This is a genomic window from Mesorhizobium sp. LNJC394B00 (assembly GCF_000502555.1).
Taxonomy (GTDB): domain Bacteria; phylum Pseudomonadota; class Alphaproteobacteria; order Rhizobiales; family Rhizobiaceae; genus Mesorhizobium.
In genome coordinates this window covers 1,405,898-1,430,527 of sequence record NZ_AYWH01000002.1, presented here as the reverse complement: position 1 = coordinate 1,430,527, position 24,630 = coordinate 1,405,898, and the positions used below count along the sequence as shown (strand labels likewise).

Here is a 24,630-nt window from a genome sequence, read left to right as displayed (position 1 = left end):
AGCGAGAGCAAAAGTGCAGCAGAAGATAGCCGACGATTTCGACCGCAAGATCCTGCGCGAGCTGCAGGCCGACGCCCGCATCACCAACAATGAGCTTGCGGAGCGCATCGGCCTGTCGCCGTCGCCATGTTTGAGGAGGGTACGCCGGCTGGAGGAGGCCGGCATTATCCGGGGCTATACCACGCTGGTCGACCCGGCCGCCTTCGGCTGGAACATGGTCGCCATCGCCACCGTTCGGCTCAGCCGCCAGAACGAGGACGAGATCGTCATGTTCGAGGACGCCATCCGCGGGTGGGAGGAGGTGCTGGAATGCCACCTCGTCACCGGGTCGCGCGACTATGTGCTGAAGGTGGTGACCGGCAGCCTCGAACAGTACGAGCGCTTCATCAAGGAAAAGATCGCGCGGCTGAAATGCGTCGCTTCGATCGAGACCAGCTTCGTCATGAACACCATAAAGGAACGGCGCCTCTGACATTTGGTCAAAGGCGCCGCTCTCGAGGTCGAAATTGCCTGGCCAGGCTTATTTGATCGCCTTGTCGGTGATGGCCGTGGTGTAGGCGCCGGTCGGCGCCTTGGTGATGATCTTCTGGTCGAGCAGCGCCTTGGCGGTGCGCTCGTAGGTCGCCGGGTCGAGCTTGCCGTCGGCATTGTCGATCAGCTTGGCGACTTCGCTCATCATCCGCTTCTGGTGGTTTTCGTCCTGGCCACCGCCGTCCATGACAATGCCCGCGGCCTCGTCATTGTTGTCGATGGCATATTTCCAGCCCTTCATCGAGGCGCGCACGAAACGCACCATCTTGTCTTCGAAAGCCGGATCCTTGAGCTTGTCTTCCGAGGCATAGAGCCCGTCCTCAAGCAGGTCGTTGCCCATCGCCGAGTAGTTGAACACGGTGAGCTGGTCCGGCTTGTAGCCGGCATCGATCAGCTGCCAGTACTCGTTGTAGGTCATGACCGAAATGCAATCCGCCTGCTTCTGGATCAGCGGCTGCACGTCGAAGCTCTGCTTCAAAACCGTGACGCCATCCGGGCCGCCTTCGGTCTTCAGGCCGAGCTTGTTCATCCAGGCGTAGAAAGGATATTCGTTGCCGAAGAACCAGACGCCGAGCGTGTGACCCTTGAAATCGGCTTCGGTCTTGATCGGGCCATCCTTCGGGCAGACCAGCTCCATGCCGGCCTTCTTGAACGGCTGGGCGATGTTGACCAGCGGCACGCCCTTTTCGCGCGCGGCGAGCGCCCCGCCCATCCAGTCGACGATGACGTCGGCGCCACCGCCGGCGATCACCTGCTCGGGTGCGATATCGGGACCGCCCGGCTTGATGTCGACGTCGAGGCCTTCTGCTTCATAAAAACCCTTGGCCTTGGCGACATAGTAGCCGGCAAACTGCGCCTGCGTGACCCATTTCAGCTGCAAGGTCACCTTGTCGGCGGCCATTGCCTGGAACGCGGCCAGCGACATCGCGCCGGCCAGCATCGGAATGATCAGTCTTTTCATGTTTTTACCCTCTGAAGTTAACACCCGAACCCACCGCCCTATCCACCACGGACAGAGGGATGCCAAAACGTGACGGCTCTGTCGACGAGAGCGACCACGCCATAAAAGACCGAACCCGCCAGTGCTGCAACTGCGATTTCGGCCCAGACCATATCGATGTTCATCCGCCCGACCTCGGTCGAGATGCGAAAGCCCATGCCGACCACAGGCGTGCCGAAGAACTCGGCGACGATGGCGCCGATCAGCGCCAGCGTCGAGTTGATCTTCAGCGCGTTGAAGATGAAGGGCGCTGCCGCCGGCAGCCGGAGCTTCAAGAGTGTTGGCCAGTAGCCCGACGCATAGGTGCGCATCAGGTCGCGCTCCATATGGCCGGAGGCGGCAAGACCGGCAACCGTGTTCACCAGCATCGGGAAGAAGGTCATGATGATGACGACCGCGGCCTTGGACGGCCAGTCGAAGCCGAACCACATCACCATGATCGGCGCCACACCGATGATCGGCAGCGCCGAGACCATATTGCCGATCGGCAGCAGACCGCGGCGCAGGAACGGCACGCGGTCGGCCGCAATCGCCACCAGGAAGCCGGCGCCGCTGCCGATGACATAACCGAAGATCACCGCCTTGAAGATGGTCTGCCTGATATCGGCGCCGAGCACCGGCAGGGAACTGGCGATGCGCACACCGATGGCGCTCGGCGGCGGCAAAAGGATGAAGGGAATGCCGGCGCCACGCGTCACCGCTTCCCATATGATCAGGATCCAGGCGCCGAAGATCGCCGGGATGATGAGGCGCAGCGCCATCCGCGCCCCTTTTGCCATCGGGCGAAGCCCCGACAGCACCGCCACACAGCGCCAGGCCAGCAGCCAGGCAGCGGCGAGCAGCAGGAAATAAGGCGCCAATGCCGTGCCTTCGAAACCTGTAATGCCCGAGATCAGCATCCAGGCGACGAGATGAGCGCCGATGAACAGCACCGCAGCCTCGGCCAGCGGCGAAATTCTGATCATCGAGATCAGCCCTGCCAGCACGGCCAGGCCGATCATCGGGGTCTTTATCCCGAAATAGGGGTAGTCGAAGCTTGCTGTCGGGTCTGCAAGGGCGGCCGCTTCCGGCTTCGACATCGCACCGAGCGCGACGGCGACGAGGCACAGCGCAATGGCCAGCACGGCTTGCCAGGAGGGCTTCAGCCAGTTCATGCCGGCCTCCCGCCCATCGCGCGGTCAACGAGGCGCCCGGCTATGCCGACCACCATGACCAGAAGGGCCGCCACCACCGAGCCCGCCACAAGGGCGGACCAGATGTCGATGGACTGGCTGTAATAGGCGCCTGCCAAAAGCTTGGCGCCGATGCCGGCGACAGCACCGGTCGGCAGTTCGCCGACAATGGCGCCGACCAGGCTCGCCGCCACCGCCACCTTCATCGAGGTGAACAGGAACGGCACCGAGGCCGGCACCCGCAGCTTCCAGAAGGTCTGCGAGACACTGGCATTGTAGGTGTGCATCAGGTCGAGATGCATGAGTTCGGGCGAGCGCAGGCCCTTCACCATGCCAACCGTCACCGGGAAGAACGACAGGTAGGTCGAGATCATCGCCTTTGGGATCAGACCGCTGATGCCGATCGCCCCCAGCACGACGATGATCATCGGCGCCACCGCCAGAATGGGAATCGTCTGGGAGGCGATGATCCACGGCATCAGGCTGCGGTCGAGCGTCGCCACATGCACGATGCCAACCGCGATGACGATGCCGAGCGCCGTGCCGAAGGCAAAGCCGAGCAACGTCGACGACAGGGTCACCCAGGCATTGTAGACGAGGCTTCGGCTCGATGTGATGGGCCGCAGGAAGGTGTTCTCGAAGAAGTTCACCGCCACCTGATGCGGCGCCGGCAGCGTCGGCTTGGGCTGCGACAGCGTCTTGCCGATGAATTCGACGGTGTCGTGGGTTTCCCCGGCGCGCCGGTCGAGGTCGCGCTGGAAGGGCGCGTTTAGGATGACGGCGAAGACATACCAGAGCACCACCACGCCCAGGAGGATGGAGGTCACGGGGATGAATTTTTCGCGGAAGGTGTCCATCAGGCGCGCTCCCCTTCTCCTCTCCCCGCCGGGAAGAGGGTGGCCGGAGCGAAGCGGAGGCCGACCACCTCCGCGTTCGTCATCCTAGGGCGGAGCGACACGAAGCGTCGTGCAGACCCTAGGATCCATTCCGTGACGTTGGCCGAGGGGTATAAGCGGTTGAGAATGTTCGCCTTCGCGGGCGCAGCGGCGTGTGCACCGTTTTGCACCGTTGCGGACCGTATAGGTAACGGTATGGATCCTAGGGTCTGCCCCGCGTCGCTTCGCTCCTTGCTTCGCCCTAGGATGACGAAGGCGTGGCGGCGACGTCCGCACTCATTCGCTACCCCCTCAATCATCATAGCTGTGCCCTGCCCTCAAGCCATCGCGTACCCTGGCCGCGATCGCCAAAAATTCCGGCGTCTCGCGGATATCCAGTGGCCGCTCTTTTGGCAGCGTCGATTCGATGATGTCGGTAACCCGACCTGGGCGCGGCGACATGACGACGATGCGCGTCGACAGATACACCGCCTCGGGGATGGAATGGGTGACGAAGCAGATCGTCTTGTTGGTGCGCGCCCACAATTCCAGAAGCTGTTCATTGAGATGGTCGCGCACGATCTCGTCCAGCGCGCCGAAGGGCTCGTCCATCAGCAACAGGTCGGCGTCGAAGGCGAGCGCGCGGGCGATCGAAGCGCGCTGCTGCATGCCGCCGGAAAGCTGCCAAGGGTATTTCTTCTCGAAGCCGGAGAGGTTGACGAGCTCCATCGTGCGCTTGATGCGCTCGGCCTGCTCCGCTCTCGAAAGGCCGATGATCTCCAGCGGCAGCGCCACGTTACGCTCGATCGTGCGCCACGGGAAAAGGGCTGCCGCCTGGAAGACGTAGCCATAAGCGCGTTTCTCGCGCGCCTGTTCCGGCGTCATGCCGTTGACCGAGATCATGCCCGATGTCGGTTTTTCCAGATCGGCGATGACGCGCAGCAAGGTGGTCTTGCCGCAGCCCGATGGGCCGATGAAGGAGACGAACTCGCCCTTGCCGATGGTCAGGTCGACATTGGAGAGCGCCTCTACCGGACCGTCATTGGTCTGAAAGGTAAGGCCAAGTCTGCTTGCCGAGACGACGGCTGGCGATTGTCCCGTCATCGCTTGCTGCCTGCCTCTCGCAGCCGCCCAGGATGAAATGCCGTTGCATTCGCGTTGATGTTGCTTTCCACTCGTCCAATCCCACCCACTCGACGCCCGGAGCCTTGCCGATGTCGCCCAAACCCACTTGTCACCTTATCCGTCCTGAAAGCACTTATGAAGGCAAGCAGGGATTGACCTATTTTGCCGGCATTGCAGCCGAGACGGTCGGCTCGTCCGGCATCTGCATGCATCTGCTCACCCTGCCGCCCGGCGCCCGCGCCAAGGCGCATCTGCATGAAAGCCATGAGACGGCGATCTATGTGCTCTCGGGCGAGGTCCACACATGGTATGGCGACAGGCTCGAGAACCACATCGTCGTCAAGGCCGGCGACCTCTTCTACATCCCGGCCGGCGTACCGCATCTGCCGGCCAATATGAGCAACGCCCCGTCCTCGGCCGTCATCGCCCGCACCGATCCCAATGAACAGGAAAGCGTCGTCCTGTTGCCGGAGCTGGATGCGCTGGTGGCCTGACGCTGACGGGACTGCCGTCATTTGCACCGCGCCACTTCGCCCATGACATTGCCGTCCTCGTCGGCGACCGTCAGCTTCTTGGCGTTCTTGGCGCTGCGCTTGATGGTGAATTTGGTCGGCTCCTGTCCGTCTTCACCTTCGGCCTCGCATGTCGCCGTCACCACCAGCGAACCATCAGCCTGCGCTTGCTTCTCCGTGAAGGTGCAGGCGCTGGCGGCGGTGACCAATGCCTCGTCGGTCAAAAGCAGCATCCGATCGGCGGCGACTTCCTGGCCGTTGCGGTTGATGCAGCCATATTTGTCCCCATAGGGTTTCGTCAGGTCGATGCCTGCCGCAAGGGCCTGACCCGCAGCCAGAACGACTACCATCGCAACAGATGGCCCCAAACCGCGCGCGCTCATTCCCCCAGCTCCAACGTCACGAACACGGTTGCAACGGCCCCATTTCTTCAAGACCGGGAATGGTCACGAAGAACCCACCCTCGCCCTTGTTGGTGACCACAACGGTTTCAGCCGTCGTCCCCGCCTCGCCTTCGGCGGAACAGGTCGCATCAAGTGATTGCGTGCCCGGCGCCCACGTCAATTGCTGCGCGAACCGGCAGCCGCTGCCATAGGTCTCGATGCCCTCGGCGGTCAGCACGATATAATCGTCGCGGCCCTGAAAGCCGGCCTTTGCAAAGACACAACCGGCATCGTTGCCCCAGAAGCCCACCAGCCTCTCGGCCCCTGTTGCCGGACCAGCGACCACCATCGCCACGACCAGTGAAATGAGCGCCCCCGGGCTCCGCAACGTCAAACGCCTGTCGCCGGAATGCCGGTGCGTTCGACCTTGCGCGGCGCGGTGATGTCCTTCCAGGTCGATAGAGCCCGGTTGACCGCCGCGTTCGGCTCGCGGGCGACGAATTCGCCATGGCCGGGCTTGGCCTTGACCTCCGCTTCCTCGACCGACAATTCGCCGCGCGAAAAGACGAAGCGCGGCAGGCCGGTCACCTCAAAACCTTCGAAGACGTTGTAGTCGATCACCGATTGCTGCTTCTTCGAGGTGATGGTCTTCTTGGCGCTGGGGTCCCACACCACGATGTCGGCGTCCGCGCCTTCGACGATGGCGCCCTTCCTAGGATACATGTTGAGGATCTTGGCGATGTTGGTCGAAGTCACCGCGACGAACTCGTTCATCGTCAGCCGCCCGGTGTTGACGCCCGTCGTCCACAGCACGGGCAAGCGGTCTTCAAGCCCGCCAGTGCCGTTCGGGATCTTGGTGAAATCGCCGACGCCGTTGCGCTTCTGCTTGGTGGTGAAGGCGCAGTGGTCGGTCGCCACCACCTGCAGCGATCCCGCCTGCAGGCCGGCCCACAGCGAATCCTGGTGCAGCTTGTTGCGGAAGGGCGGACTCATGACGCGGCGCGCCGCATGGTCCCAATCCTTGTCGAAATACTCGCTTTCATCCAGCGTCAGATGCTGGATCAGCGGCTCGCCGAAAACCCGAATGCCCTTCTGGCGGGCGCGGCGGATGGCTTCGTGGCTCTGCTCGCAGGACACATGCACGACATAGAGCGGCACGCCGGCCATGTCGGCGATCATGATGGCGCGGTTGGTCGCCTCGCCCTCCACTTCCGGCGGCCGCGAATAGGCGTGTCCCTCGGGGCCATTATTGCCGGCGGCGAGCAGCTTTTGCGACAGCGCCGCAACCACGTCGCCATTCTCGGCATGAACAAGCGGCAGCGCGCCGAGATCGGCGCAGCGCTGGAACGACGCGTACATCTCGTCGTCGTCCACCATCAGCGCGCCCTTGTAGGCCATGAAATGCTTGAACGAGGTAATGCCTCTGTCGACGACGGTGGCCATCTCGTCGAACACCTGCTTGCCCCACCAGGTGATCGCCATGTGGAAGGAGTAGTCGCAGGCAGCCTTCGAGGTCTTGTTGTCCCACATCTGCAACGCTTCCAGCAGCGACTGCTGCGGCGCCGGCAGGCAGAAATCGACCACCATCGTGGTGCCACCGGAAAGGGCCGCACGCGTCCCGGACTCGAAATCGTCGGCCGAATAGGTGCCCATGAACGGCATTTCGAGATGGGTGTGCGGATCGATGCCGCCCGGCATGACGTAACAGCCGCTGGCGTCGAACTCATGGTCGCCATGCAGGTTCGAGCCGATGGCGACGATCTTGCCGTGCTGCATCAGCACATCGGCCTTCCAGGTGCGGTCGGCGGTGACGATGGTGCCGTTTCGGATGACTTTGGTCATTGTCGTGTTCCCTTGTTCTCTTCGCGCTTCTTGTGAGCGTCGTTTTGAATACAGATCTTAGTTCACGCCACGATCCCCGCTGTCTCTACCACCGCATGGAACAGCACGTCGGCGCCGGCGCCGGCCCATTCCTTGGTGATTTCCTCAGCCTCGTTGTGTGACAACCCGTCAACGCAGGGGCACATCACCATGGCGGTCGGCGCAACGCGGTTGATCCAGCAGGCGTCGTGGCCGGCGCCGGAGACGATGTTGCGGTGGGAATAGCCGAGCCGATCGGCGGCGTCGCGGATCGCCTTGACGCAGCCGGCATCGAAGGTGACCGGATCGAAAGCGCCGACCTGCTCGACCTTGTACTGGATGTCGAGCGCCTCACAGATCGTGTCGATGCCTTCGCGTATGCGCCCATCCATCGCGTCCAGCACTTCCTTCTCGGGCGAGCGGATGTCGATGGTGAAGACGGTGCGCCCGGCGATGATGTTGCGCGAGTTCGGAAACACCTCCATGTGGCCGACCGCGCCGACGGCGTCGGGCTGGTAGTCCATGGCGATCTCGTGCACCAGTTCGATGACCCGAGCCATGCCGAGCCCGGCATTACGGCGCTTGGGCATCGGGGTCGAGCCGGTATGCGCCTCCTTGCCGGTCAGCGTTACCTGCAGCCATTTCAGGCCCTGGCCGTGGGTGACGACGCCAATGTCGATGCCTTCGTCCTCGAGGATCGGCCCCTGCTCAATATGCAGTTCGAAGAAGGCGTGGATCTTGCGATCACCGACTTTCTCGGTGCCTTTCCAGCCGATGCGCTCCAGCTCCTCGCCAAATTTCCTGCCCTGTTTATCAGTGTGCTGATACACGTCCGCCTGATCGAGCACACCGGCGAACACGCCGGACGCCATCATAGCCGGGGCAAAGCGCGAGCCTTCCTCATTGGTCCAGTTGGTAACGACGATCGGATGCCTGGTCTGGATGCCGAGATCGTTAAGCGAGCGAATAATCTCCAGCCCGCCGAGCACGCCGAGCACGCCGTCATATTTGCCGCCGGTCGGCTGCGTGTCGAGATGGCTGCCGACATAAACCGGCGGCAGGCTGGGATCAGCGCCTTCCCGGCGGGCAAACATGGTGCCCATTTCGTCAAGCCCCATTTCGAGCCCGGCCGCCTCGCACCAGCGCTTGAACAGATGCCGTCCCTCGCCGTCCTCGTCGGTCACGGTCTGGCGATTGTTGCCGCCGGCAATACCGGGGCCGATCTTCGCCATCTGCATGATGGAATCCCACAAACGGTCTGAATTGATTCGCAGATTCTCGCCTGGGGCGGCCATGCTCTAAAACCTCATCGGTTGCGGGGCGGCGGCGTCCCCCTCCCCCTCGAGGGGAGGGTGGCCGCGAAGCGGTCGGGTGGGGTCGCCCGCGACGCGCGCGACCTTCTCTTTGACCACCTGCGCGACGTGCCAAGCGCTGTTTATGACATCGGGCTCGTCAACACGGAAGACTTCAAATCCGAGCGATCGCAGATAAGCATCGCGAACGGCATCGTGCCGACTACCCCTGTCGTGTTCGTGCATGTCGCCATCGACCTCAACGATCAGCTTCACCGCCAAGCAGGCAAAATCCACGATGTACGGGCCAATCGGGCACTGACGGCGAAACTTGATGCCGGCTGATTTCAGGTCCCGCAGTTCATACCACAGCAGCGATTCTCCCTTGGTCGCGTGAATTCGAAGCGCTCGCGCCTTTTGGCGCATTTCGAAGCTCACGCGGGTACGGGGCATCAGGAGCGGCCTCGGAACAAAAGAGCAGGTCGGCGTCCGGTCGCACCGACCCCACCCGACCGCTTCGCGGCCACCCTCCCCTCGAGGGGGAGGGCTATCCGCGCCCGGTTTGTCAATCGATCGCCCTCAGCACTTCTCTGACATGGTCGATCAATTCGTTGATCTGGCCCTTGGTGATGATCAGTGGCGGCGACAGCGCGATGATGTCGCCGGTGGTGCGGATCAGCGCGCCGCGCTCGAACGCCTTGACGAAGGCCGAGAAGGCCCGCTTGGTCGGGCTGCCGGCGATCGGCGCCAGTTCGATCGCGCCGATCAGGCCGATATTCCTGATGTCGATGACATGCGGCTCGTCCTTCAGCGAATGCAGCGCATCTTCCCAGTAGGGCGCCAGTTCCTCGCCGCGGGTCAGCAGGCCCTCTTCCTTGTAGGTGTCGAGCGTGCCGAGTGCCGCGGCGCACGCAATCGGATTGCCCGAATAGGTGTAGCCGTGGAAGAACTCGATCATGTGCTCGGGGCCGGTCATGAAGGCGTCGTGGATTTCCTTCTTCACGAACACCGCGCCCATCGGGATGACGCCGTTGGAGACGCCCTTGGCGGTGGTCATGATGTCGGGCGTGACGCCGAAATAATCCGCTGCGAACGGCGCGCCGAGACGGCCGAAACCGGTGATGACCTCGTCGAAGATCAGCAAAATGCCGTGCTTGGTGCAGATCTCGCGCAGTTTCTGCAGATAGCCCTTCGGCGGCAGGATGACGCCGGTGGAGCCGGCGACCGGTTCGACGATGACAGCGGCGATGGTCGAGGCGTCATGCAGGGCAACGATGCGCTCCAGCTCGTTGGCGAGTTCCGCGCCATATTCCGGCACGCCCTTGGAGAAGGCGTTCTTTTCCGGCAGATGCGTGTGCGGCATGTGGTCGACGCCGCCGAGCAGCGTGCCGAACATCTTGCGGTTGGTGACGATGCCGCCGACCGAGATGCCGCCGAAATTGACGCCGTGATAGCCGCGTTCGCGGCCGATCAGGCGGGTGCGCGCGCCCTCGCCCTTCACACGGTGATAGGCGATCGCCATCTTCAGCGCCGTTTCGACCGATTCCGAACCGGAATTGGTGAAGAAGACATGGTCCATGCCCTTGGGCGCGAGATCGACCAGGCGGTTTGCCAGTTCGAACACGATCGGGTGGCCCATCTGGAAGGCCGGCGCATAGTCGAGTTCGGCCGCCTGGTGCTGGATCGCCTCGGTGATCTTGGGACGGCAATGGCCGGCATTGACGCACCAGAGGCCGGCGGTGCCATCGAGCACCTTGCGGCCGTCGCTGGTGGTGTAGTGCATGTCCTTGGCGGAAACGAACATGCGCGGCGCCTGTTTGAACTGCCGGTTTGCCGTGAACGGCATCCAGAATGCGCTGAGATCGTTCGGCGTGACTTTCAGCCGGTTGGACATGACCAAGACTTCCCCTTGTAACCTGTTTCGGTGCGGCTAACGCTTGGTCTTTCCAAAGCTTGGTCTTTGCTGCGTTTTCATGCTACGCAAATTTTTGACCGATTGGACAAACGTTAGCACCGCCCTGTCGGCGGTCAAGGGATTACTAGCGGAAATGCGGCCTGCGAAGTGCGCTCCACGGGTAAGAGAAAAACTGGTCCAGAGAATTGGTCCAGATGAACCCTGCGGCCAAGGCTTGCAGGGGTGAGCGGCGCCATGGAAGGCTCAGCCCCTCGCCGCACCCGCATCCAGCAGGAAAAGCGCGAACTGATCCTGGAGGCAGCCCTCGAAGTCTTCTCCGCCAACGGCTTTCGCGGTTCGACCATCGACCAGATCGCCGAGGCCGCCGGGATGTCGAAGCCGAACCTGCTCTACTATTTCCGCCGCAAGGAAGACATCCACGAAACGCTGATGGAGCGGCTGCTGGCGACGTGGCTGGCGCCGCTACGTGAACTCGACGACATCGGCGACCCCCTGACCGAGCTCAGGAGCTACATCCGGCGCAAGCTCGAAATGGCGCGTGATTTTCCCAGGGAAAGCCGGCTGTTCGCCAACGAGATCCTGCAAGGCGCGCCGCGCATCATGCCGCTGCTGGCGGGTGAGCTGAAAACGCTGGTCGACGAGAAGGCCAACGTCATCAAGGGCTGGATGCGCGCAGGAAAAATCGCCCGCACCGATCCCTGGCACCTGATCTTTTCGATCTGGGCGACGACGCAGCACTATGCCGATTTCGATGTCCAGGTCCGCTCGGTGCTCGGGCCCGATCGCGGCGGCGACGGCCGCTTCGAGGATGCGGCGCGGTTTCTGGAGCAGTTGTTCATTGATGGGCTGAAGCCGAAGGGCTGACCTTGGGCGTCAGGCGCTGCGGCGCTCCGCCGGCATCGCCTCAAGCAAATTCTGCAGCTTCTCGATCGAATTCTGTTCGGCCAGCGGCGTGTAGACGATCAGCTTCATGTCCGAGCCGTCGTCGATCGACAGGCTCATATGCTCGAACGTCATGGCGCCGGCGCTCGGATGTCGGACATGTTTCACCCCCGACAATCGGCGTGCCACGTCGCGTTGCGGCCACCAGTCGCGAAACTCCGGACTTGAGCGCGTCATAAGCACGATCAGCCGCTCGAAATCCGCATCGCCCACATAGCGGGCGCTTTCCGCCCGGAACGAGGCCAGCAAGGTGCGCGCCAATTGCTCCCAGTCAACCAGCAGGCGCCGGTGATGCGGATTGGTGAACACCATGTGGACGATGTTGCGGGCGTCGCCCTCTAGCAGGCCATAATCACCGAACACCGCTACCGCAGCCGGATTCCAGGCCAGCACATCCCAGCGCCGCCCGACGACATAGGCCGGCTGCAGCACCAGGCTCTCCAGCATATGCATCAGCGGGCCATCGACCTTTTCCGGCGCAGCCACGCGGTTCTCCGGTTGCTGGCGGCCTGCCAGGATGAACAGATGCCGCCTTTCAACGGCGTCGAGGCGCAGCGCTTCGCTGAGCGCCGCTAGCACCTCCACCGAGGGTCTGACCTCGCGCCCCTGCTCTAGCCATGTGTACCAGGTGGTGCCGACGCCGGCGATCATCGCCACTTCCTCGCGACGCAAGCCTGGCGTGCGTCTCCGCAGGCCGGTCGCGATGCCGGTGGCGGACGGCGTCAATCTTTCGCGGCGCGAGCGCAGGAAGGCGCCAAGCTCGCGCCGGCGGCTGTCTTCAGCGGAGTGCGTGGGGGCATCCATGAGAGCTATTATAGCAGTATTGATACCAGGATAAAGTTTGAACTGTTTGGGCTGGGTCAGGCGCCCCATCTTCCATCCAGAGAGATGGAGGCTCTGAATATGGATCTGAAAGACAAGACAATCCTCATCACCGGTTCGACCGACGGCGTCGGCCGTGTCGTCGCGCAAAGGCTGGGCGCCGGCGGCGCGCGCGTGCTGGTGCATGGCCGTGACGCGGCTCGCGGCAAGGCAACCGTCGCAGAAATCGAATCCGCCGGCGGCAAGGCCGAGTTCCTCGCCGCCAACCTCGCCTCGCTAGCCGAGGTCCGCCGCCTTGCCGAGGCCGTACGCGCAAAAACCGACCGGCTCGACATCCTCATCAACAATGCCGGCATCGGCACGGCCGGCGCCAAGCGACAGCTCAGCGCCGACGGCTTCGAACTGCGCTTTGCGGTCAACTATCTCGCCGGTTTCCTGCTGACCTCGGAACTGCTGCCGCTGCTCAAGGCGAGTTCGCCGGCGCGCATCATCAACGTCGCTTCGGCCGGCCAGCAGGCGATCGATTTCGGCGATGTCATGCTGACACGTTCCTATGACGGCGTGCGCGCCTATTGCCAGAGCAAGCTGGCGCAGATCCTGTTCACCATCGACCTGGCCGGAGAGTTGAAAGGCAGCGGCGTCACCGTCAACGCTCTGCATCCAGCGAGCTACATGAACACCACCATGGTCCGCCAAGCCGGCGTGACGCCATGGAGCTCGGTCGAGACCGGCGCCGACGCCATTCTCAACCTCGCGACATCGCCCGCCCTGGAGGGCCGCAGTGGCCTCTATTTCGACGGCCAAAGGGAGGCCCGCGCCGACGCACAAGCCTATGATGCCAAGGCCAGACAGCAATTGCGAACCCTGAGCCTCGACCTCGTCGGCCAGGCTTCCCCAAAATCGAAGGAACAGCATTCATGACCGGCAAGATCGAACACACGGTCGTCATCGGCGGCTCATCCGGCATCGGCCTCGCAACGGCGCGAAAACTGCTGGGCCCAGGCATGAAGGTGACCATCACCGGACGAAACCAGGACAAGCTCACCAGCGCCTGGAAGAGCCTCGGCGGCGCCGCCGAAAAAGCTGCCTTCGATGCTTCGAAGCCGGACGAAGTTCGCCAGTTCTTTGGGGAACTCGGACCGTTCGATCACCTCGTGCTGGCCGCCAGCGGCGGCAAGGGACTTGGGCCGTTCGAAACCCTCGACCTCTCAGACATCGCCGGCGGCGTCGACGAGAAAGTCCGGCCGCAGCTGTCCTGCCTGCAGTCTGCCTTGCCGACGCTCGACAGATCGGGATCGGTCACCTTCATCTCGGCGGTGTCCGCCCAATTGTCGGCGCCCGGCGTGGCTGGCATTGCCGCCGTCAACGGCATGCTGCTGACGGTGGTGCCGATCCTGACGGTCGAACTGAAGCCTCTGCGCGTCAACGTCGTGGCGCCCGGCGTCATCGACACGCCATGGTGGGATTTTCTGGCCGAAGACCAGCAGCAGGCGGTGTTCAGCGAATATGCCGGCAAAACCCCGGTGGGCAGGATCGGCCGCGCCGAGGACGTCGCCGGCGCAATCGCCTTTCTCGTCTCCAACGGCTTCATGACCGGCCAAGTGCTGACCTGCGATGGCGGTTTGCGCTTCGCGGCGTGACCTTACAGCGACTGTGCGATCAGCGTGAGAAAGCCTCCGGCCAGGGCGACGTTGCCGACGAAGCCGTTGATGCGCGAGGCCCGGTCCGGGCCCTGATGGTCCCAGAAATTGTGGAACATCGGCGTGGCGACGATGAGAAACAGCAGCAGCACGGCGCAGGCGGTCGCAGTCCACAGGCCGGCCATCAACAGCGCGCCGGCAATGGTCTGCAGGACGATGCCGGCCCACAACGCCAATCTCGCCTGCGGCACGCCGCGCGCGGTCATCAGCCCGGTCAGGAAGGTCTCGTTCTGAACATTGCGCAGGCCGGCGCAAACGAAGGCGCCGCCGAGCAACAGGCGGCCGAGAAACAAAAAGGTCGAAGGCAAATCGACAGGCATGAAATCTTCCCCGTACTTAAGCATGAAACAGGTGGAGCGCCGCCCTTTCCACGGCGCTCCATGACTAACCGGACGGTCAGGCTGCTTTGGCCGCCGGCATCGGGTGAATGGCGTGGAACGGGATGCAGAGCCGGTTCCAGGTGTTGATCATGCCGATCGCGACCGACAGCTTGACCAGTTCCTCTTCCGAGAAGTGCTCTAGCGTGCGGGCATAGAGTTCGTCCGAAACGCCATTGTTGGCGATCAGGGTCGTTGCCTCGGTCCAAGCAAGCGCCGCGCGTTCGCGCTCGGAAAACAGCGGCGACTCCTTCCAGGCCGAAACCAGATAGAGCCGTGTCTCGGTTTCGCCATCGCGCCTCGCCTCGCGGCTGTGCATCTCGACGCAGTAGGAGCAGCCATTGATCTGCGAGGCGCGGAGCTTGATCAAATGCAGCAGGCTCACTTCAAGCCCGCATTCGTCGACCGCCTTGTTGAGCGCCGACACGGCTTTCATGATCTCAGGCGCCTTGGCGAAGAATTGCAGTCTCTGTTTCATCGTCTTTCCTTTCACATCTGTTTGGCGGGGATTAAATCTGTTTGGTCGAAGCGGGTTTCTGCGGCCGCTGATGGCGCGCGACAAAGGCACAGCTGGCGGCAAACGATCGCGGATCGCCTTCGGCCTTGTAATCAGCCACGATGTCGGACAACCGGGTTTCCGCGAGGGCCGCGCGATAGGCGCGCTCGGCCTTCAGCATCGCGGCATTGATACCGCACGGCTTCACATAGGCCGAAGCATCGATCTTGACCGGGCCGCGCTGGCGGATCTCGCCGCAGCGGAAGGCCGGCTCGCGACCCTCGACCGCAAGCACGATATCGAGCAGCGTGATGCGCTCGGCCGGACGCGCCAGCCGGTAGCCGCCCGCCGGTCCCGGCACCGATTCCAGGATGCGCGCAGCAGTCAGCTGGTTCAGATGTTTCAGCAGATAGCTCGGCGACAGGCCGAAGGACTCTGCCAAAGCAGCACCCGGCATCGTGCTGTTGCCCTCCACGCTGGCCAGTGTGGCCGCGCAATGGATGGCCGCTTCTACACCCTCGCCCAGCTTCACGATGTTGCGCTCCTATTCATGGATATCTTATATCGTGGATAAATTTTATCTGCAATAGGGGAATGCGGAAATTCACATATAGCAATGGCTTCACAGAACTTGGGCATCCCGGTCTGCGGCCTGCACACATTTCCGGGCGGCTGGTCTGTGGCGATAGCGTGTATGGCGGCTTGGCGCATGCATTGTCTTATATTGCGCTGATCGACCCCCACTCCGTCTCGGCTTCGCCGAGCCACCTCTCCCCCGATCGACGGGGGAGAGGAACGGCGCCAAGTTTTTTGCCGTCCAACGTTCGTCCAGTAAAGCTCCCTTCCTTTCCCTCCGGAGGGAGGAAAGGCGGCGCTGCGAAGCAGCGACGGATTGGGGGAACCACGTGGCAACCAAGCCCTCACGCCGACCAGTCACAGAAGATGAGTGCACAACGTAGACGTCGATCGGGGCGAGGAACCCAAGTCTACTCCGCGGCCACCTTGGCCATCGGGTTGTTCGGGTGCGTCGTCCAGTTGGCATGGATCGGCGACACCGGCTTCCCGGTGCGCTGGTCCATGACGCCGGCGGCCAGCGGCTCCATGGTGATGCAGTTCTCGACCGGGCAGACATTGACGCACAGATTGCAGCCGACGCATTCGGCCTCGATCACCTCGAAATGCCTGACGCCGTCGACCATGTTGGTGATTGCCTGGTGCGAAGTGTCCTCGCAGGCGATGTGGCAGCGGCCGCATTTGATGCAGGCGTCCTGGTCGATACGCGCCTTGGCGATGTAATTGAGGTTGAGATACTGCCAGTCGGTGACGTTGGGCGTGGCGCGGCCGACAATGTCGTTGAGCGAGGCGTGGCCTTTCTCGTCCATCCAGTTTTCGAGACCGGCGATCATCTCCTGCACGATCTTGAAGCCGTATGTCATCGCCGCCGTGCACACCTGCACATTGCCGGCGCCGAGCGCCATGAATTCAGCCGCATCGCGCCAGGTGGTGATGCCGCCAATGCCGGAGATCGGCAGGCCGCGCGTTTCCGGATCGCGGGCGATCTCGGCCACCATGTTCATGGCAATCGGCTTCACCGCCGGGCCGCAATAGCCGCCATGCGAGCCTTTGCCGTCGATGGTCGGCTGCGGCGCAAAACTGTCTAGGTCGACGCCGGTGATCGAGTTGATGGTGTTGATCAGCGACACCGCGTCGGTTCCGCCGGAGAGTGCGGCGCGCGCCGGCTTGCGCACATCGGTGATATTCGGCGTCAGCTTGGTGATGACAGGCATACGGGTGTTGGCCTTGCACCAGCGCACCACCATTTCGATGTATTCCGGCACCTGGCCGACGGCCGCGCCCATGCCGCGTTCCGACATGCCGTGCGGGCAGCCGAAATTGAGCTCGATGCCGTCGGCTTCGGTCTCCTCGACCACCGGCAGGATCGCCTTCCAGCTTTCCTCGACGCATGGCACCATCAGCGAGACGACGATGGCGCGGTCGGGCCAGTCCTTCTTGACCTGCTTGATCTCGCGCAGATTGACCTGCAAATCGCGGTCGGTGATCAGCTCGATATTGTTGAGGCCGAGCAGGCGCCGGTCCGCCCCCCAGATCGCGCCATAACGCGGGCCGTTGACGTTGACCACCGGCGGACCTTCTTCGCCCAGCGTCTTCCACACGACGCCGCCCCAGCCCGCCTTGAAGGCGCGGATGACGTTGTAGGCCTTGTCGGTCGGCGGCGCCGAAGCCAGCCAGAACGGATTGGGCGATTTGATGCCGACGAAATTGTTGCGGATGTCTGCCATGGGTCTTTCTCCTCTGGCCGTGGCGGGCTTACCGCCACCTTAAAGCGTTGCCTATCGGATCATTCCTCGCATCGAAGAAAAACCGATGGCGGTTCGCCTTCGACCGTTACCGTGATCTGGTCCGGATCGCCCTTGCGCGCTTCCAGCCCGACCGTCTTTTCATCCATGCGCATGGTCTCTTCTCCGTTGAGATAGACGCTCGCGCATGAAACCGTCGTTTGTACCAGGTCGCCAGTTGGCGACCCGGCTGTCCATTGGCAGATCGTGTGCTCGCTGAAGCCGACACCGGACGCCTCGACGATCATCCGCTCTTCACCCTTCTGGTCGCACCATTGCGCATAGAGCCAATAATCCCCTGAAGCCGCCGGCATTGCCGCGGTGCCGATGACGGCAGCGAGGAGCGGCGCCATCATCGCAGGGCCCGGTTGATGCTCTCCGCCGCATCGCGGCCTTGCGCGACGGCCGATACCGTCAAATCGTCGCCGCCGAAGATGCAGTCGCCGCCGGCCCAGACATTGGCGAGCGAGGTGCGCCCTTCCGCGTCGACCTTGATGCGGCCGGCTTCGAGTTCGATCGCAGCACCGCTGCCGTTAAGTGCCGCCGGCACAAAGCTCTGGCCGATCGCCTTGAACACCTGGTCGGCGACGAGCGTCAGCCGCTCTCCCGTGCCGGCGAGCTTGTCGCCGTTCATCGCGGTGTATTCGAGTTCGATGCCCGACACCTTGCCACCCTCAGCGATCACCCGCTTCGGCTGCAGCCAATGGCGGATGGTGACGCCGTTGGCGGCAGCCAGATCCTGCTCGAACTCGGAAGCGTTCATGTGTTCCTGGCCGCGCCGGTAGCAGATCGTCACCTCCTCGGCGCCGAGCAGCTTCGATTGCACCGCGGCGTCGATCGCCGTCATGCCGCCGCCGATGACGACGACGCGCCGGCCGACCGGCAGGCTCGCGAGATCGCTGGCCTGCCGCAGTTCGGCGATGAACTCCACTGCATTGACGACGCCACCGGCGTCCTCGCCATCGGCGCGCAGCGCATTGACGCCGCCAAGCCCCATGCCGAGGAAGACGGCATCGTAATTCCGGATCAGGTCCGACAGCTGGTAGTCGCGGCCGAGCGCCCTGCCGTTCTGAATGTCGATGCCGCCGATCCCCGTGACATAGTCGACCTCGGCCTGGGCGAAATTGTCGATGCTCTTGTAGGCGGCGATGCCGTATTCGTTGAGGCCGCCGGCCTTCGGGCGGGCTTCCAGAATGGTGACGTCATGGCCGTGGCGAGCGAGCCGGTGCGCGGCGGCGAGGCCGGCCGGCCCGGCGCCGACCACGGCGACCGACTTGCCGGTTGTTTCAGCGCGCGAATAAAACTGCTTGTGCTCGGCCATGGCGACATCGGTGGCGTAGCGCTGCAGGCGGCCGATCTGCACCGGCTTGCCTTCCGCCACCTCGCGCACGCAGACCTCTTCGCAAAGCGTCTCGGTCGGGCAGACGCGGGCGCACATGCCACCTAGTATGTTCTGGTCGAAAATCGTCTTGGCCGAACCGATCGGGTTGCCGGTCGATATCTGGCGGATGAACAGCGGAATGTCGATCGAGGTCGGGCACGCGTTCATGCACGGCGCATCGTAGCAGAAATAGCAGCGGTCGGATTCGACCAGCGCTTCGTGGTGATCGAGCGGCGGATGCAGATCGGAAAAATTCTCGGCGTACTGGTCGGCGGCAAGCCGGCCGCCGGCAATGCCGTCCTTGAACTGGCCTTCTGGCATCGTCAGTTCCCCTGTTTTCGTTTTGGGGAAGGCTAGCACGTTTTATTTTTTTATCAATTGGTCAATTTTCGACCCAAGCCGCTGAAAAGACTAGCTGATAATATGATTTTTTCAATCATGTTATGGCCTACATCACGGGCGAAAGGCCGGAGTTCGTAGCGCCGCCATGAATCGACCTGATCTCATCGGCGACCAGTTGCTGCAGCCGCCACAGATTGCGGTCGCGGATGCCGAATTCCTCGAGGTGGCTGACGGTGTTGTAGAGATATTCCGCGCCTGAGCCGACATGGCCGCAGGCTCTGGCAAGCACCCCCGCCACGGTGTCCAGCGGCTGCCCGAGCGAGGTTCCCCTGCCCGTCACCCCGACCCAGAAGCCGAGCGCCCGTATCCGGCCCTGCTCCGTGCGCACCGGAACCCACCGGACCGAGCTGACACTCTCATGGTCGTCGATCTCGCGCCGCAACAGTCTTTCGATCTGCTCCGGCTTGTCGCCGTCGGGCAGGCGGTAGATGACGCCGTCGCATCGGCCGCCGCGTTCGAGTGCCATCATCAGCCCCGGCTGCGCGACGCTGCCGCGCCAGCGCACCATGTCGAGGCAGAAGGAGCGGTGCCAGCCGAAAGCGGTGGCGCGCTGGCGTTCGACGGATTCGAAAGCCGGCTTCCAGATCAGCGAGCCATAGGCGAACACCCACAAAGGCCCCTCGTCTGCTTCTTCAGACAGCCGCAAGGCTAATGTCCGGTAATCCTCATCGTTCAGCTGCGTCCAACTGCAGTCGGGTCCGGGATCGACCTCTTCGCGATGACACAGTGACACAAGCTCAGGCGTGAGCGACATAAGGCGCATGAAACGACTACCCCTCGTTTGCCCCAAGGAAAGTCGAAAACCGCCCCAAGTGCAAGCCGCCGGTGGGGCGAAGTGCGGAACGATGTGTCAACGCAGCCGTTGAATTTGCTCCGGTTCGCTGTCGGATTCGCGTCGCTGAAAACGTCCTTTGATAGATCGGACGACGATCGATGCATAGGTGAGGAGACCGAGAATGCCGAGATCCCCAATGCCCTTCTTCTGGTACGAGTTGATGACCAGCGACCTCGATGCGGCGCAAGCGTTCTACACCACCGTGGTCGGCTGGCGGGCCGAGCCCTTCGACAAGGCGCCCGGCATGCCGCGCTATATCGTGGTGAACTCCGCCGAGCGTGGCGTCGGCGGGCTGATGACCCTGCCCGAGGAAGCAGCCAGGACGGGTCTGAAGCCGGCCTGGTTCGGCTATGTCCACACCAGCGATACCGATGCCTCGACCGAGGCACTGAAAGCCGCCGGCGGGACTGTTCACCGCAAACCCGACGACATTCCCGGCGTCGGCCGCTTCTCCGTCGTCGCCGACCCGCAAGGCGCCGCCTTCATGTTCCTGCAGCCCAATGGTGCCGACCAGCCCGTCCTTCCGGCAACGACGCCGGGCCATGTCGGCTGGCACGAGCTTTATGCGTCCGACCGCCAGAAGGCCTTCGATTTCTACTCCAGCCAGTTCGGCTGGACCGATGCCGGTAGCATGGACATCGGCGAGATGGGCATCTATCAGACCTTCTCGGCCGGCCCCGAAAATGGCGGCGGCATCATGAACAAGCCACAACAGCTGCCGGTGCCGGTGTGGCTGTTCTACTTCAATGTCGACGCCATCGACGCAGCCGCCAAACGCGTCACCGACAATGGCGGCAAGATTGTCATGGGTCCGATGCCGGTGCCGACCGGCCAATGGATTGCCCAGTTCACCGATCCGCAAGGCGCCTATTTCGCGCTGATCGCGCCGGGCCGCTGATCCCCTCCGGTACTCGCCTGCACGGAAACTGCTCTCATCGCACTGCCGGTGCGATGAGAGGCGCGTCCGGGCGCGGTCACTCCGGCGCCAGCACCGCGACCTTGAGGTTCTCTTTCCTGGCGCCGCTGAGCTGGATCGTGGCTGCGCCAGGCGTCAGCTTGAAGCGCACGCTCTTGCGGATGCCGGGGCAGGTCTTCACGCCGCTGAAACCCGCTGATTTCACGGCTTGGCCCTCCTGAATGACGTCGACCCAGGCCTCATCGGACAGGCTGATCTGGAGCTCTCCTTCCGTTGGCACGGCCACGTTTGCCGTCGCGCCGAACGTGCCGGCTGCCGGCGCGCGTTGCGGTGAGACCGTGAAGCTGACCGCATCGACCGGCTCCAGCGCCATATCCGCGGCTTCGCCGAAAGCAAGAGAGGCACCGGACTGCGCGGCGGGCGCTGCCGGAAACAGTTCCTGCTCGCGTGTCACCGGCCATTTGAAGGCATCGCAGCCAGCATCAGCGGCCATGGCGAAACTGGTGCTTGCGAGGATTGCGAACAGGCTGATGGCGACTTTTTTCATGGCGAAGGAACCCGTCTGGTTTGAAGTGTCTACACGCAGATATACAACCTTAACGAGATGTATGCAACCATAACGAGAGCAAATTTCGAAGTCAGACTGGAAATAATTGCAATCACCGATTGTTGATGACAGGCCATGGGAAGTGAATGGTCCAGCGCCGGGTGATGATTTATGGCCGGGCCACATGGTTGGAAAAATGGAGTTTAGATGAAGCTTTTTGACGGTCTCGCCAGATTTCAGCCGCAGGCGCTCGGCGTCCTGCGCATCATCACAGCCCTGCAGTTCCTCGAGCATGGCTCGCAGAAACTGTTCAATTTTCCGGTCAGCGCCGAGCCTCACGCTCTTACCGGCCTGACGATGACTGCAGGCATCCTGGAGTTCGCCGGTGGCATCCTGCTGGCGCTCGGTCTGTTCACCCGCCCGGTCGCGTTCCTTCTGGCCGGCGAGATGGCCATCGCCTATTTCATGGCGCACTACCCGCGCGACTTCTTCCCGGTCAACAACAGCGGCGACGCGGCAATCTCCTTCTGCTTCATCTTCCTCTATCTGGTGTTTGCCGGCGCCGGCGCTTTCGCGCTCGACAACCGCCGCAACGCCTGACGCGCAATGCATGTCGCCCAAAGGTGCGCAGCGGTTTTGGGATAACGACATGCACAAAGGAATCTGAAGCGCCTCGGCGAAAGCCGAAGCGCTTCAGGCGCGCATTCGCTCGAAGTTCGCGTCAAAGAGCGGCGCTGCCTGAACGCGCGCCGCGTGGCGCTTGCCCAAAAGTTCGATTTCGAAGCCGTCGCTCTCATCGGCGATCTCCTTCGGCACATAGCCGATGGCGACGGATTTCTTCGAGTGATGCGCATAGCCGCCTGACGTCACCCAGCCGCGCACCGCGCCATCGTACCAGATCGGCTCGTCGCCGATGACATCGGCATCGTCAGCATCGAGGATAAATGTGCGCAGCCTGAGCTTGCCGCCCTGCTTGCGCTCGGCAAGAGCGCCGGTTTTACCGATGAAATCGGCATCCTTGCCATAGGCGACGAAACGGTCGAGCCCGGCCTCCAGCGGCCCGTAGATCGGCCGGTATTCGCGCGCCCATGAGCCGTAGTTTTTCTCCAGCCGCAGCGCATTGAGCGCGCGCGAGCCGAACAGGCCGAGGCCGAATTCCGCGCCTGCCGCCATCAACGCCTGGAAGGCAGCGCGCTGATATTCCGGCGCCACCCAGATCTCGTAGCCGAGATCGCCGGTGTAGCTGACGCGGCCGACCAGGCACGGCGCCGGGCCGATGTCCATTTTCGCGACCGCCATGAAGGGGAATGCGGTGTTGGCGACATCCGCGCGGCTGACCTTCGCCAGCACCTCCCTCGCCTTGGGTCCGGCGATCGCCAGACCGGTCAGTTTCTGCCCCAGCGCCTCTATGCGCACTGAGCTATCCGCAGGTAAATGTGCCTCGAACCAGCGCATATGATACTGCTCGGCGATACCGGAGCCGGCGATGAACCACTCGGTCCCGTTGGAATTGGGGGCACCGATATTGGCCAGCGTGAAATCGCCGATGAGCTTGCCGTCGTCCTTCAACATCGGCGCCAGCGTCATGCGGCCGGGCTTCGGCAACTTGCAGGCAAAGATCCGGTCGAGCCAAGCGGCCGCCCCTTCTCCCGTCACCTTGTATTTGGCGAAGTTCGAAATCTCCGCCAGGCCGACGCTCTCACGAACCGTCGCGACCTCATTGGCGACATGGGAAAAATCGCTAGACCGCCGCCACGAGAACTCGTCCTTGACACCCTCGGGCGCAAACCAGAGCGGCACTTCCAGCCCATAGGACACGCCCCATTGCGCGCCCTTGGCCGACAGCAGATCGTAGATCGGCGTCGTCTTCAGCTGCCGCCCGGCGGGCAGCTCCTCATTAGGGAAGCGGATCGAGAAGCGGCGCGAATAATTCTCGCGCACCTTTGCATTGGTGTAGGCCATCGTCGCCCAGTCGCCGTAGCGCGCCACATCCATGGCCCAGATGTCGGCGCCGGGATCGCCCTCGATCATCCAGTTGGACAGCGCCAACCCAACGCCCCCACCCTGACTGAAGCCCGCCATGACGCCGCAGGCGACCCAGAAACCCGGTAGCCCGCGCACCGGCCCAACCAGCGGATTGCCGTCCGGTGCAAAGGTGAAGGGCCCGTTGATGATCTGCTTGATGCCGGTCCTCTCGAAGGCCGGGAAATGCCGGAAGCCGACCTCGAGCGACGGCGCGATGCGGTCGATGTCCGGCTCCAGCAGTTCATGGCCGAAATCCCAAGGCGTCTGGAACTCGGACCACACCTTGTTGGCCTTCTCATAGGTGCCCATCAGCATGCCGCCGCGCTCCTGGCGCAGATAGAGCTCACCGTCGAAATCGACGGCGTGGATGATCTCGGTGCCGGTCTTGGCGTTCCACGCCGCGACTTCCGGCATATCCTCGGTGATCAGGTACATGTGCTCCATGGCCAGCACCGGCAGTTCCAGCCCGACCATGCGGCCGACCTCGCGCGCCCATAACCCGCCGGCATTGACGACATGCTCGGCCACGACCTCGCCCTTGTTGGTGATGACCCGCCACATCCCGTCGGGCCGGCGCACAATGTCTTCCACCTTGGTGAAGCGCTCGACCTCGGCGCCAAGCTTGCGCGCGGCCTTGGCATAGGCATGCGTCACACCGGAGGGATCGAGATGGCCGTCTTCCTTGTTGCGAACGGCGCCGACGAACTGCTTGGGATCAATCAGCGGCATCAGTTCAGCCGCTTCGTTGGCCGATATTTCCTCGAGATCGATGCCGAGGTAACGCCCTTTGGCAACGACGCCGCGCAGCCAGTCGAGCCGCGCCTCGGTCGCCGCCAGCAGCACGCCGCCGGTCAGATGCACGCCGGTCGCCTGTCCCGAAAGCTCCTCGATCTCCTTGTAGAGCGAGATCGTGTATTTCTGCAGCTTGGCGACGTTGGGGTCGCCATTGATCGTGTGCATGCCGCCGGCCGCATGCCAGGTCGAGCCCGAGGTCAGCTCGTCGCGCTCCAGCAGCACGACATCGGTCCAGCCATGGCGGGCCAGATGGAACAGCACCGAACACCCGACGGCGCCACCGCCAATGACCACGACCTTTGCATGCGATTTCATGAGTTTTGCTCTGTTATCAATGAGTTGAGGAGATAAGGTGAATCAGAAAGGCAGC

General features: G+C 63.0%; 27 protein-coding genes. 7 read left to right on the top strand and 20 right to left on the bottom strand.

The annotated features are described in order from the left end of the window. Window positions 1-13 precede the first annotated feature (13 nt). Entirely contained in the window at window positions 14-472 is a 459-nt protein-coding gene (locus X751_RS152845) for an Lrp/AsnC family transcriptional regulator (protein ID WP_023682177.1), read from the top strand. Window positions 473-520: 48 nt separating this feature from the next. Here X751_RS152845 and X751_RS152850 read toward each other — a convergent pair whose 3' ends face one another. The 4 genes from X751_RS152850 to X751_RS152865 all read right to left on the bottom strand — a co-directional run bounded on the left by X751_RS152850 (window position 521) and on the right by X751_RS152865 (window position 4,682). Continuing rightward, window positions 521-1,492 carry an ABC transporter substrate-binding protein gene (locus X751_RS152850; protein WP_023682178.1) on the bottom strand — a complete coding sequence of 324 codons (972 nt, stop codon included), beginning with the start codon at window positions 1,490-1,492 and terminating at the stop codon, window positions 521-523. Between the two features lie 38 nt (window positions 1,493-1,530). After that, the gene (locus X751_RS152855) at window positions 1,531-2,685 is read right to left on the bottom strand and encodes an ABC transporter permease (RefSeq protein ID WP_023744580.1); all 1,155 of its coding nucleotides are present in this window, start codon (window positions 2,683-2,685) and stop codon (window positions 1,531-1,533) included. Next, complete coding sequence (locus X751_RS152860) at window positions 2,682-3,560, bottom strand: ABC transporter permease (RefSeq protein WP_023690837.1); 879 nt, start codon at window positions 3,558-3,560, stop codon at window positions 2,682-2,684. The genes X751_RS152855 and X751_RS152860 overlap by 4 nt, the downstream gene beginning before the upstream one ends. Window positions 3,561-3,890: 330 nt before the next feature. Continuing rightward, on the bottom strand, window positions 3,891-4,682 hold the full coding sequence (locus tag X751_RS152865; RefSeq protein WP_023682182.1) for an ABC transporter ATP-binding protein: 792 nt from the start codon (window positions 4,680-4,682) through the stop codon (window positions 3,891-3,893). A 104-nt stretch (window positions 4,683-4,786) separates the two neighbouring features. On the opposite strand from X751_RS152865, the gene X751_RS152870 reads away from it, so the two are divergent. Further along, window positions 4,787-5,197 carry a cupin domain-containing protein gene (locus tag X751_RS152870; protein ID WP_023682183.1) on the top strand — a complete coding sequence of 137 codons (411 nt, stop codon included), beginning with the start codon at window positions 4,787-4,789 and terminating at the stop codon, window positions 5,195-5,197. Between the two features lie 17 nt (window positions 5,198-5,214). Here the strand turns inward: X751_RS152870 and X751_RS152875 are convergent, their stop codons facing one another. The 6 genes from X751_RS152875 to X751_RS152900 all read right to left on the bottom strand — a co-directional run bounded on the left by X751_RS152875 (window position 5,215) and on the right by X751_RS152900 (window position 10,644). Then, complete coding sequence (locus tag X751_RS152875) at window positions 5,215-5,598, bottom strand: hypothetical protein (protein ID WP_031197044.1); 384 nt, start codon at window positions 5,596-5,598, stop codon at window positions 5,215-5,217. Window positions 5,599-5,614: 16 nt separating this feature from the next. Further along, a complete protein-coding gene (locus X751_RS152880) occupies window positions 5,615-5,908 on the bottom strand; it encodes a hypothetical protein (RefSeq protein WP_245260000.1) in 294 nt (97 codons plus the stop codon). Between the two features lie 80 nt (window positions 5,909-5,988). Beyond that, a complete protein-coding gene (gene hydA / locus X751_RS152885; RefSeq protein ID WP_023699634.1) occupies window positions 5,989-7,440 on the bottom strand; it encodes a dihydropyrimidinase in 1,452 nt (483 codons plus the stop codon). Window positions 7,441-7,502: 62 nt separating this feature from the next. Continuing rightward, window positions 7,503-8,753 (bottom strand): Zn-dependent hydrolase, encoded by a 1,251-nt coding sequence (locus X751_RS152890; protein WP_023744579.1) that lies wholly within the window; start codon window positions 8,751-8,753, stop codon window positions 7,503-7,505. Window positions 8,754-8,756: 3 nt separating this feature from the next. Next, complete coding sequence (locus tag X751_RS152895; protein WP_245261377.1) at window positions 8,757-9,176, bottom strand: DUF559 domain-containing protein; 420 nt, start codon at window positions 9,174-9,176, stop codon at window positions 8,757-8,759. A gap of 139 nt (window positions 9,177-9,315) precedes the next feature. Beyond that, window positions 9,316-10,644, bottom strand: a complete 1,329-nt coding sequence (locus tag X751_RS152900) for an aspartate aminotransferase family protein (protein WP_023705584.1) — start codon at window positions 10,642-10,644, stop codon at window positions 9,316-9,318. 255 nt (window positions 10,645-10,899) lie between these two features. Between X751_RS152900 and X751_RS152905 the strand changes: the two genes are divergently transcribed. Further along, entirely contained in the window at window positions 10,900-11,529 is a 630-nt protein-coding gene (locus X751_RS152905; protein ID WP_023744578.1) for a TetR family transcriptional regulator C-terminal domain-containing protein, read from the top strand. Window positions 11,530-11,538: 9 nt separating this feature from the next. Here the strand turns inward: X751_RS152905 and X751_RS152910 are convergent, their stop codons facing one another. Further along, the gene (locus tag X751_RS152910) at window positions 11,539-12,411 is read right to left on the bottom strand and encodes a helix-turn-helix transcriptional regulator (RefSeq protein ID WP_023744577.1); all 873 of its coding nucleotides are present in this window, start codon (window positions 12,409-12,411) and stop codon (window positions 11,539-11,541) included. A 99-nt stretch (window positions 12,412-12,510) separates the two neighbouring features. Between X751_RS152910 and X751_RS152915 the strand changes: the two genes are divergently transcribed. Both X751_RS152915 and X751_RS152920 read left to right on the top strand, forming a co-directional pair. Continuing rightward, the gene (locus X751_RS152915) at window positions 12,511-13,350 is read left to right on the top strand and encodes an SDR family oxidoreductase (protein WP_023744576.1); all 840 of its coding nucleotides are present in this window, start codon (window positions 12,511-12,513) and stop codon (window positions 13,348-13,350) included. Continuing rightward, a complete protein-coding gene (locus tag X751_RS152920) occupies window positions 13,347-14,069 on the top strand; it encodes an SDR family oxidoreductase (RefSeq protein ID WP_023744575.1) in 723 nt (240 codons plus the stop codon). The genes X751_RS152915 and X751_RS152920 overlap by 4 nt, the downstream gene beginning before the upstream one ends. A gap of 2 nt (window positions 14,070-14,071) precedes the next feature. Here X751_RS152920 and X751_RS152925 read toward each other — a convergent pair whose 3' ends face one another. The 7 genes from X751_RS152925 to X751_RS152955 all read right to left on the bottom strand — a co-directional run bounded on the left by X751_RS152925 (window position 14,072) and on the right by X751_RS152955 (window position 19,905). Then, the gene (locus X751_RS152925) at window positions 14,072-14,449 is read right to left on the bottom strand and encodes a DoxX family protein (RefSeq protein ID WP_023744574.1); all 378 of its coding nucleotides are present in this window, start codon (window positions 14,447-14,449) and stop codon (window positions 14,072-14,074) included. Between the two features lie 76 nt (window positions 14,450-14,525). Continuing rightward, window positions 14,526-14,984, bottom strand: a complete 459-nt coding sequence (locus X751_RS152930; RefSeq protein WP_023668206.1) for a carboxymuconolactone decarboxylase family protein — start codon at window positions 14,982-14,984, stop codon at window positions 14,526-14,528. 31 nt (window positions 14,985-15,015) lie between these two features. Continuing rightward, window positions 15,016-15,534: an Rrf2 family transcriptional regulator gene (locus X751_RS152935; protein WP_023697058.1), complete on the bottom strand. Its 519-nt coding sequence runs from the start codon at window positions 15,532-15,534 to the stop codon at window positions 15,016-15,018. A 454-nt stretch (window positions 15,535-15,988) separates the two neighbouring features. Continuing rightward, complete coding sequence (gene preA, locus X751_RS152940; RefSeq protein ID WP_023744573.1) at window positions 15,989-17,302, bottom strand: NAD-dependent dihydropyrimidine dehydrogenase subunit PreA; 1,314 nt, start codon at window positions 17,300-17,302, stop codon at window positions 15,989-15,991. A gap of 59 nt (window positions 17,303-17,361) precedes the next feature. Next, window positions 17,362-17,715, bottom strand: coding sequence for a hypothetical protein (locus tag X751_RS152945; protein ID WP_023744572.1), 354 nt, complete (start codon window positions 17,713-17,715; stop codon window positions 17,362-17,364). Beyond that, window positions 17,712-19,061, bottom strand: coding sequence for an NAD(P)-dependent oxidoreductase (locus tag X751_RS152950; protein WP_023744571.1), 1,350 nt, complete (start codon window positions 19,059-19,061; stop codon window positions 17,712-17,714). Before X751_RS152950 ends, X751_RS152945 begins: the two co-directional genes overlap by 4 nt. A gap of 127 nt (window positions 19,062-19,188) precedes the next feature. After that, on the bottom strand, window positions 19,189-19,905 hold the full coding sequence (locus X751_RS152955; RefSeq protein ID WP_023744570.1) for a gamma-glutamylcyclotransferase: 717 nt from the start codon (window positions 19,903-19,905) through the stop codon (window positions 19,189-19,191). Between the two features lie 193 nt (window positions 19,906-20,098). Between X751_RS152955 and X751_RS152960 the strand changes: the two genes are divergently transcribed. Then, a complete protein-coding gene (locus tag X751_RS152960) occupies window positions 20,099-20,875 on the top strand; it encodes a VOC family protein (RefSeq protein ID WP_023733105.1) in 777 nt (258 codons plus the stop codon). A gap of 76 nt (window positions 20,876-20,951) precedes the next feature. Here X751_RS152960 and X751_RS152965 read toward each other — a convergent pair whose 3' ends face one another. Next, window positions 20,952-21,440, bottom strand: coding sequence for a hypothetical protein (locus tag X751_RS152965; RefSeq protein ID WP_023699015.1), 489 nt, complete (start codon window positions 21,438-21,440; stop codon window positions 20,952-20,954). A gap of 207 nt (window positions 21,441-21,647) precedes the next feature. Here X751_RS152965 and X751_RS152970 point away from each other — a divergent pair, with 207 nt between their 5' ends. Continuing rightward, entirely contained in the window at window positions 21,648-22,040 is a 393-nt protein-coding gene (locus tag X751_RS152970) for a DoxX family protein (RefSeq protein WP_023690818.1), read from the top strand. A gap of 93 nt (window positions 22,041-22,133) precedes the next feature. Here X751_RS152970 and X751_RS152975 read toward each other — a convergent pair whose 3' ends face one another. Continuing rightward, on the bottom strand, window positions 22,134-24,575 hold the full coding sequence (locus X751_RS152975; protein WP_023744569.1) for an FAD-dependent oxidoreductase: 2,442 nt from the start codon (window positions 24,573-24,575) through the stop codon (window positions 22,134-22,136). Window positions 24,576-24,630: the final 55 nt, after the last annotated feature.

Coding starts and splice junctions, on each gene's coding strand:
- X751_RS152850 (WP_023682178.1), bottom strand. CDS start 1,492: ATGAAAAGACTGATCATTCCGATGCTGGCCGGCGCGATGTCGCTGGCC.
- X751_RS152855 (WP_023744580.1), bottom strand. CDS start 2,685: ATGAACTGGCTGAAGCCCTCCTGGCAAGCCGTGCTGGCCATTGCGCTG.
- X751_RS152860 (WP_023690837.1), bottom strand. CDS start 3,560: ATGGACACCTTCCGCGAAAAATTCATCCCCGTGACCTCCATCCTCCTG.
- X751_RS152865 (WP_023682182.1), bottom strand. CDS start 4,682: ATGACGGGACAATCGCCAGCCGTCGTCTCGGCAAGCAGACTTGGCCTT.
- X751_RS152875 (WP_031197044.1), bottom strand. CDS start 5,598: ATGAGCGCGCGCGGTTTGGGGCCATCTGTTGCGATGGTAGTCGTTCTG.
- hydA (WP_023699634.1), bottom strand. CDS start 7,440: ATGACCAAAGTCATCCGAAACGGCACCATCGTCACCGCCGACCGCACC.
- X751_RS152890 (WP_023744579.1), bottom strand. CDS start 8,753: ATGGCCGCCCCAGGCGAGAATCTGCGAATCAATTCAGACCGTTTGTGG.
- X751_RS152895 (WP_245261377.1), bottom strand. CDS start 9,176: ATGCGCCAAAAGGCGCGAGCGCTTCGAATTCACGCGACCAAGGGAGAA.
- X751_RS152900 (WP_023705584.1), bottom strand. CDS start 10,644: ATGTCCAACCGGCTGAAAGTCACGCCGAACGATCTCAGCGCATTCTGG.
- X751_RS152905 (WP_023744578.1), top strand. CDS start 10,900: ATGGAAGGCTCAGCCCCTCGCCGCACCCGCATCCAGCAGGAAAAGCGC.
- X751_RS152910 (WP_023744577.1), bottom strand. CDS start 12,411: ATGGATGCCCCCACGCACTCCGCTGAAGACAGCCGCCGGCGCGAGCTT.
- X751_RS152915 (WP_023744576.1), top strand. CDS start 12,511: ATGGATCTGAAAGACAAGACAATCCTCATCACCGGTTCGACCGACGGC.
- X751_RS152920 (WP_023744575.1), top strand. CDS start 13,347: ATGACCGGCAAGATCGAACACACGGTCGTCATCGGCGGCTCATCCGGC.
- X751_RS152925 (WP_023744574.1), bottom strand. CDS start 14,449: ATGCCTGTCGATTTGCCTTCGACCTTTTTGTTTCTCGGCCGCCTGTTG.
- X751_RS152930 (WP_023668206.1), bottom strand. CDS start 14,984: ATGAAACAGAGACTGCAATTCTTCGCCAAGGCGCCTGAGATCATGAAA.
- preA (WP_023744573.1), bottom strand. CDS start 17,302: ATGGCAGACATCCGCAACAATTTCGTCGGCATCAAATCGCCCAATCCG.
- X751_RS152945 (WP_023744572.1), bottom strand. CDS start 17,715: ATGATGGCGCCGCTCCTCGCTGCCGTCATCGGCACCGCGGCAATGCCG.
- X751_RS152950 (WP_023744571.1), bottom strand. CDS start 19,061: ATGCCAGAAGGCCAGTTCAAGGACGGCATTGCCGGCGGCCGGCTTGCC.
- X751_RS152955 (WP_023744570.1), bottom strand. CDS start 19,905: ATGCGCCTTATGTCGCTCACGCCTGAGCTTGTGTCACTGTGTCATCGC.
- X751_RS152960 (WP_023733105.1), top strand. CDS start 20,099: ATGCCGAGATCCCCAATGCCCTTCTTCTGGTACGAGTTGATGACCAGC.
- X751_RS152965 (WP_023699015.1), bottom strand. CDS start 21,440: ATGAAAAAAGTCGCCATCAGCCTGTTCGCAATCCTCGCAAGCACCAGT.
- X751_RS152970 (WP_023690818.1), top strand. CDS start 21,648: ATGAAGCTTTTTGACGGTCTCGCCAGATTTCAGCCGCAGGCGCTCGGC.
- X751_RS152975 (WP_023744569.1), bottom strand. CDS start 24,575: ATGAAATCGCATGCAAAGGTCGTGGTCATTGGCGGTGGCGCCGTCGGG.